The organism is Microbacterium sp. K2, from assembly GCF_051365005.1.
GTDB classification, from domain to species: Bacteria; Actinomycetota; Actinomycetes; order Actinomycetales; family Microbacteriaceae; genus Microbacterium; species Microbacterium foliorum_B.
The window spans coordinates 25,421-32,223 of record NZ_JBLWII010000009.1; the positions used below are offsets into that span (position 1 = coordinate 25,421).

The 6,803-nt window shown below is 64.5% G+C and carries 7 protein-coding genes; 4 read left to right on the plus strand and 3 right to left on the minus strand.

Features of this window, described 5'->3' with window-relative positions; translation table 11 throughout:
- The first annotated feature begins 380 nt into the window (after positions 1 to 380).
- From nrdH to nrdF, 4 genes are read left to right on the plus strand one after another with little or no spacing between them, the layout of a single operon-like run.
- Positions 381 to 614, plus strand: a complete 234-nt coding sequence (nrdH, locus tag ACLKOY_RS17940; protein WP_290163066.1) for a glutaredoxin-like protein NrdH — start codon at positions 381 to 383, stop codon at positions 612 to 614.
- Between the two features lie 6 nt (positions 615 to 620).
- Positions 621 to 1,082, plus strand: coding sequence for a class Ib ribonucleoside-diphosphate reductase assembly flavoprotein NrdI (gene nrdI, locus ACLKOY_RS17945; protein WP_311258356.1), 462 nt, complete (start codon positions 621 to 623; stop codon positions 1,080 to 1,082).
- 20 nt (positions 1,083 to 1,102) lie between these two features.
- Positions 1,103 to 3,223, plus strand: a complete 2,121-nt coding sequence (gene nrdE, locus ACLKOY_RS17950; RefSeq protein WP_042537901.1) for a class 1b ribonucleoside-diphosphate reductase subunit alpha — start codon at positions 1,103 to 1,105, stop codon at positions 3,221 to 3,223.
- A 33-nt stretch (positions 3,224 to 3,256) separates the two neighbouring features.
- Positions 3,257 to 4,237, plus strand: coding sequence for a class 1b ribonucleoside-diphosphate reductase subunit beta (nrdF, locus tag ACLKOY_RS17955; protein ID WP_436454819.1), 981 nt, complete (start codon positions 3,257 to 3,259; stop codon positions 4,235 to 4,237).
- A gap of 67 nt (positions 4,238 to 4,304) precedes the next feature.
- Here the strand turns inward: nrdF and ACLKOY_RS17960 are convergent, their stop codons facing one another.
- From ACLKOY_RS17960 to ACLKOY_RS17970, 3 genes are all read right to left on the minus strand, one after another.
- Positions 4,305 to 5,303 (minus strand): hypothetical protein, encoded by a 999-nt coding sequence (locus ACLKOY_RS17960; RefSeq protein WP_436454820.1) that lies wholly within the window; start codon positions 5,301 to 5,303, stop codon positions 4,305 to 4,307.
- A gap of 63 nt (positions 5,304 to 5,366) precedes the next feature.
- Complete coding sequence (locus ACLKOY_RS17965) at positions 5,367 to 6,218, minus strand: siderophore-interacting protein (RefSeq protein ID WP_436454821.1); 852 nt, start codon at positions 6,216 to 6,218, stop codon at positions 5,367 to 5,369.
- On the minus strand, positions 6,215 to 6,803 hold a 589-nt coding region (locus tag ACLKOY_RS17970; protein WP_436454822.1), incomplete at its 5' end, for an ABC transporter ATP-binding protein. The genes ACLKOY_RS17970 and ACLKOY_RS17965, both read right to left, overlap by 4 nt.

Consider the following 6,803-nt stretch of genomic DNA (forward strand, 5'->3'; position numbering starts at 1 on the left):
CTACCGGGAGCCGCGGACGCCGGTCGAAGCGGCTCATGCCCGACACGCCGCGACACGCCCAAACCGAGTTTCCACAGAAAATCCGATGTCGGAGGTGGGCCGTATCGTCCGACCTGTGGATGGATCTCTCACAGGTCGTTCCCAGCCGCGATTTCTCGCGGTTCGGAGGTGCTCCCGAGGGGCCTCAGCCTGTGGAAGAAACGGTGGAGAACCTGTGTTGTACCAGTGGAGAGCGGTGGAAAACTACACGTATGTAACTACTACCCCTAGTGGTCACCCTGAATGTCCGTACCTATATGTAGTATTGAGATCCCGGTGAGGGTCTACCGGAAAACAGCCTGATTCAGATGCAGGCCAGAGATTTGAGGGGAAGCGAAAAGATGTCGATCACGGTCTACACGAAGCCGTCCTGCGTTCAGTGCAACGCCACCTACCGCGCGCTCGACGCCAAGGGCATCGAGTACGAAATCCTCGACCTGTCGGAAGACGCGAGCGCACTCGAGCAGGTCAAGGCGCTCGGCTACATGCAGGCGCCGGTCGTCGTCACCGACGAGGGCCACTGGTCGGGCTTCCGTCCCGACAAGATCGACGAGCTCGCCTCGCGTCTGGCGTGATCCGCCATGAGCGCCGTCGCGACCGCCGCGCCGCTCCTGGTCTACTTCTCGAGCGCCTCGGGTAACACCGCGCGTTTCGTCGAGAAGCTCGGGCTACCGGCCCGACGCATTCCCCTTCTCCGACAGCAGGAAGATCTCGTCGTCGACGAGCCCTTCGTGCTGGTCACCCCCACTTACGGCGGGGGTGAGGGGCGCGGCGTCGAACGAGGCGCGGTGCCCAAGCAGGTCATCCGGTTCCTCAACGACGAGCGCAACCGGAATCACATCCGCGGAGTCATCTCCGCGGGGAACACCAACTTCGGCGACTCGTTCTGTCTCGCCGGTGACATCATCAGCCGCAAGTGCAACGTGCCTCACTTGTATCGGCTCGAGATCTTCGGCACACAAGACGATGTTGATCGCGTGAGCGACGGATTGGAGCGACGGTGGGTACCGCAGTTGACGAGCAGGCAGGAACAGACTCAGTGACGGACACGGTGGCGTTCAAGATGAACCCGACCTACGAGGGCCTCGACTATCACGCCCTCAACGCGATGCTGAACCTGTACGACGCGAACGGGAAGATCCAGTTCGACGCCGACAAGCGGGCGGCACGCGAGTACTTCCTGCAGCACGTCAACCAGAACACGGTGTTCTTCCACTCGCTCAAGGAGCGTCTCGACTACCTCGTCGAGAAGGAGTACTACGAGCCCGCCGTGATCGAGCAGTACTCGCTCGAGTTCATCCAGAAGCTCAACGACCTCGCCTACAGCAAGAAGTTCCGCTTCGAGACGTTCCTCGGCGCGTTCAAGTACTACACGAGCTACACGCTCAAGACGTTCGACGGCAAGCGCTACCTCGAGCGCTTCGAAGACCGCGTCGTGATGACGGCCCTCGGCCTCGCCGGCGGCGACGAGAACCTCGCCGTCGCGCTGGTCGAGGAGATCATCTCCGGCCGCTTCCAGCCCGCGACGCCGACCTTCCTCAACTCGGGCAAGGCTCAGCGCGGCGAGCTCGTCAGCTGCTTCCTGCTGCGCATCGAAGACAACATGGAGTCGATCGCCCGCGGCATCAACTCCGCTCTCCAGCTCTCCAAGCGCGGTGGCGGCGTGGCACTGCTGCTCTCGAACATCCGTGAGGCCGGCGCTCCGATCAAGCAGATCGAGAACCAGTCGTCGGGCATCATCCCCGTGATGAAGCTCCTCGAAGACAGCTTCAGCTACGCCAACCAGCTCGGTGCCCGTCAGGGTGCAGGAGCGGTGTACCTCAACGCGCACCACCCCGACATCATGCGCTTCCTCGACACCAAGCGTGAGAACGCCGACGAGAAGATCCGCATCAAGACGCTGTCGCTCGGCGTCGTGGTTCCCGACATCACGTTCGAGCTCGCCAAGAACGGCGAGGACATGTACCTCTTCTCGCCGTACGACGTCGAGAAGGTCTACGGCGTTCCCTTCGGCGACATCTCGGTCACCGAGAAGTACCGCGAGATGGTCGACAACCCGCGCATCAAGAAGACCAAGATCAACGCGCGCGAGTTCTTCCAGACGATCGCCGAGATCCAGTTCGAGTCGGGCTACCCGTACATCATGTTCGAGGACACGGTGAACAAGGCCAACCCGATCAAGGGCCGCATCAACATGTCGAACCTCTGCAGCGAGATCCTGCAGGTGAACACGCCGACCACGTACAACGACGACCTGTCGTACGACCAGATCGGCAAGGACATCTCCTGCAACCTCGGCTCGATGAACATCGCGCTGTCGATGGATGCCGATGACCTGGGCCAGACGGTCGAGACGGCGATCCGTGCACTGAGCGCGGTGAGCGACCAGAGCCACATCCGCTCGGTCCGCTCGATCGAGGACGGCAACGACCGTTCGCACGCGATCGGCCTCGGCCAGATGAACCTGCACGGCTTCCTCGCTCGCGAGCACGTGCACTACGGGTCCGAAGAGGGCATCGACTTCACGAACATCTACTTCTACACGGTGCTGTTCCACGCGCTGCGCGCCTCGAACAACATCGCGATCGAGCGCAAGCAGGCCTTCGACGGCTTCGAGGACTCGACGTACGCGTCGGGGGAGTTCTTCGACAAGTACATCGAGCGCGCCTGGGTGCCCGAGACCGAGAAGGTCAAGGAGCTCTTCGCGGGCAAGCACATCCCGACGCAGGCCGACTGGGTGGCGCTGAAGTCGTCGATCCAGGAGCACGGCATCTACAACCAGAACCTGCAGGCGGTGCCCCCGACCGGCTCGATCTCGTACATCAACAACTCGACGTCGTCGATCCACCCGATCGCGTCGAAGATCGAGATCCGCAAGGAAGGCAAGCTCGGCCGCGTCTACTACCCGGCGCCGTTCATGACGAACGACAACCTGGAGTACTACCAGGACGCATACGAGATCGGCTACGAGAAGGTCATCGACACCTACGCCGCCGCCACCCAGCACGTCGACCAGGGCCTGTCGCTGACGCTGTTCTTCAAGGACACCGCCACGACGCGTGACATCAACAAGGCTCAGATCTACGCATGGCGCAAGGGCATCAAGACGATCTACTACATCCGTTTGCGTCAGATGGCGCTCGAGGGCACCGACATGACCGAGTGCGTCTCGTGCATGCTCTGATCCGGCTCTGACCACAAGAAACGACGAAGAACAATGACTCCTCACCCCCCGATCAAGCTGGTCGACAGCGTTCAGGCGATCAACTGGAACCGCATCCAGGACGACAAGGACCTCGAGGTCTGGAACCGTCTGGTGAACAACTTCTGGCTGCCTGAGAAGGTGCCGCTGTCGAACGACGTGCAGTCGTGGAACACGCTGACGCCCGAAGAGCAGCTGCTCACCATGCGCGTCTTCACCGGGCTGACGCTGCTCGACACGATCCAGGGCACCGTCGGCGCGGTGTCGCTGATCCCCGACGCGATCACCCCTCACGAAGAGGCCGTCTACACGAACATCGCGTTCATGGAGTCGGTGCACGCCAAGAGCTACTCCTCGATCTTCTCGACGCTCGCGTCGACGAAGGAGATCGATGAGGCCTTCCGCTGGTCCACGGAGAACCCGAACCTTCAGAAGAAGGCTCAGATCATCATGGATTACTACCAGGGTGACGACCCGCTCAAGCGCAAGGTCGCCTCGACGCTGCTCGAGTCGTTCCTGTTCTACTCGGGCTTCTACCTGCCGATCTACTGGTCGTCCAAGGCCAAGCTCACGAACACGGCCGACCTGATCCGCCTCATCATCCGCGACGAGGCCGTGCACGGGTACTACATCGGCTACAAGTTCCAGAAGGGTCTCGAGAACGAGACCGAAGAGCGCCGCCAGGAGCTGAAGGACTACACCTTCAACCTGCTGTTCGAGCTCTACGACAACGAGGTGCAGTACACGCAGGACCTCTACGACGGCGTCGGCCTGACCGAGGACGTCAAGAAGTTCCTGCACTACAACGCCAACAAGGCGCTCATGAACCTCGGCTACGAAGCGATGTTCCCCTCGACCGTCACGAACGTGAACCCGGCGATCCTGTCGGCTCTCTCGCCGAACGCCGACGAGAACCACGACTTCTTCTCGGGGTCGGGCTCCTCCTACGTCATCGGCAAGGCCGAGGCGACGGAAGACGACGACTGGGACTTCTGAGTCACCTGCTCAACATGATGAAGGGGGCGGATGCCACGGCATCCGCCCCCTTCATCATGTGACGGCTTCAGGTGCGCTCGTCGGCCAGGCGGGCTCGGCGCTCCTCTTCGCGCTTCGAGTAGGTGGCGGCGCGGATCGCATCATCGGACTCCAGACCAGTGCCCAAAGCCCCGCCGAGTGTCGCCGCCGATGCGACGAACCAGGTGAGCACGAACAGATCGCCGACTTCGACGGTTCGGCCGAGGGACTCGCTCATCACCGCCGTGTCGAGCACGAACAGCGCCCAGGCCAGATTCACGACGTACAGCGCCAGATAGCAGATGACGATGCCGATGGTCAGTGTCAGCAGCGTCGAGGTGTTGTAGAGACGGGACCTCTCACGGGCCAGGAGCGAGTCGTCGTCCGGACGGTCCCAGAGCCTGCCATCGATCACGATCCAGGCGATGATGATCGCGATGGAGGCGACTGTCGCCGCCACCAGACGCCAGCCCGACAGCGCGCTGGCGAGCGACCACACCGTCGGCTCGATCGTCGCCACCGCGCCGGTCGCAAGCGCCGCGATCAGCGCGGATTTGAGCCCGGCGGCGAGCATCCACGGACGGTTGGCCAGCACCATCCCCAGAAGCACGCGCCCGCGTGCGCTGAGCCCAGGCAGTGGCAGGCGCTGCTCCTCCGGCGAGGCGGGCTCGGCCATCCCGTCGACGAGTCCCCGCACCGCGTGGCGGGCGCGGCTGCGCACTCGGAACCCGCCCAGCGCGGGCAGCGACAGCACCGCGGACTGGCGACCAGGATCGATCGCCGCCAGCAGGTAGCGGCCGTCGTCGTCGCGAAGCGGAAGCTCCGTGACACCGATGACGAGATCCCACCCGTTCTGCTCAGCGTGCGCACGTAGCCGCTCCAGGGCGACGTCGACGTCTTCAGACCCGAGGGTGAACGGCTCGCTGACGAGTTCGATGATCCAGCTGTCTGCCGCAGCGGCGATCGGTGGCGTGAGGTCGGTCATCCGGCGCGCGACGGCGGTGGGCGAAGCCGGGTCGGCCACGAGGCCCACTCGGATCGGCTCCATCTCCGCAACCTACACCCGCCTCGCGTCGGCCGCATCGGCTTCTGTGATCGCTTCTTCCAGGGATCACCCGACGAGTGGGCCGCCTCTCCGCCAGTAGCCGAGGAAGGAGACGCGATCCTTTGCGATGCCGATGTCCGAGGTCAGATATCGGCGGATGCCGGTGGTCGCGCTGGACTCGCCCGCGATCCACGCATAGAAACCGGTGTCCTCGCGGGCGGATGCACCGTGGGCGGCACCCCAGGCGTGCACCGCCCGTTCGATCGCCTCCGAGTCACCGGCATCGCGCAGCACACGGTGCACGCGCGCCGTGTCGGGGGCCGCCGGCGAGACGAGATCATCGGCGGGGTCGCCGCACTCGAGGAAGACCTCGGCGCGAGCGCCCGGCGCGAGGGAATCGAGGATGCCGCGCACTGCGGGGAACGCGGTCTCATCGGCGACGATCAGGAACCGATGCGCGTCTCCCGGTTGCCAGTGCAGCCCGTACCCGGTCCACCTCATCCGCGCGTCCGGCCCGTTGACGACGAGGCGGTCACCAGGGGAAGCCGCAGCCGCCCATGCCGAGGCGGGGCCGGCGGGCTCGTGGAGGAAGAAGTCGATGTCGATCTCGGCATCCTCCGCTCTGATCGCGGACGGCGTGTACGTGCGGAGCACATTGCGCTCGTCCTCCGGGAGGGAGCGCCACCGCGTGTACCAGTCGGAGGGATGCGGCGTCGGCTCGTCGAGCAGCCCGAAGTCGGCGATGCTGCCGTCCGCCAGAGGCAGGACGACTTTGATCCGCTGATCCGTGCCCCAGTCGGCGAAGTTCCGCAGACTCTCTCCGCCCAGAGTCAGCCTGACGAAGTGCGGGCTGAGCATCACCCGCGCTCGGACCTCGACCGGGAAGGCGCTGTAGGCCCAGGGGCGCTCGGTGGTCATGATCGCACTCCGGCAGGAGCCGACCCGCGCAACGGCACGACCAGCGGTCCTCCGGTGACAGGGTCTTCGATCACGACGTTCGCGAGGCCGAACACCTGCTGCACCCGTTCGCTCGTGATCACCTCACTCGGCGGGCCCTCGGCGACGATGCGCCCATCGCGCATCGCGATGATGTGGCTCGCGTAGCGCGCGGCGTGATTGAGGTCGTGCAGCACGGCGACGAGAGTGCGGCCCTGAGCGTTGAGGTGCGCGAGCAGTTCCATGAGATCCACCTGGTGGGCGACGTCGAGGAACGTCGTCGGCTCGTCGAGCAGCAGCAGGTCGGTCTCCTGCGCGAGGACCATGGCGACCCAGACGCGCTGACGCTGGCCCCCTGAGAGAGCGTCCACCGGGCGGGACGCGAGGTCTGCGGTGCCGGTCGCGTCGAGAGCATGCTGCACGGCCCTCTCATCAGCATCCGACCATTGCCGCATCAGGTTCTGATGCGGGTAGCGCCCGCGGGCGACCAGGTCGGCCACGGTGATGCCGTCCGGTGCTGTCGCGCTCTGGGGAAGCAGCCCCAGCCGGCGGGCCACCTCCTTCGCC

What these genes read in the sequence shown, in the direction of transcription:
- nrdH (WP_290163066.1), top strand. Translation starts at nt 381, where the DNA reads ATGTCGATCACGGTCTACACGAAGCCGTCCTGCGTTCAGTGCAACGCC.
- nrdF (WP_436454819.1), top strand. Translation starts at nt 3,257, where the DNA reads ATGACTCCTCACCCCCCGATCAAGCTGGTCGACAGCGTTCAGGCGATC.
- nrdE (WP_042537901.1), top strand. Translation starts at nt 1,103, where the DNA reads ATGAACCCGACCTACGAGGGCCTCGACTATCACGCCCTCAACGCGATG.
- ACLKOY_RS17960 (WP_436454820.1), bottom strand. Translation starts at nt 5,303, where the DNA reads ATGGAGCCGATCCGAGTGGGCCTCGTGGCCGACCCGGCTTCGCCCACC.
- ACLKOY_RS17965 (WP_436454821.1), bottom strand. Translation starts at nt 6,218, where the DNA reads ATGACCACCGAGCGCCCCTGGGCCTACAGCGCCTTCCCGGTCGAGGTC.
- nrdI (WP_311258356.1), top strand. Translation starts at nt 621, where the DNA reads ATGAGCGCCGTCGCGACCGCCGCGCCGCTCCTGGTCTACTTCTCGAGC.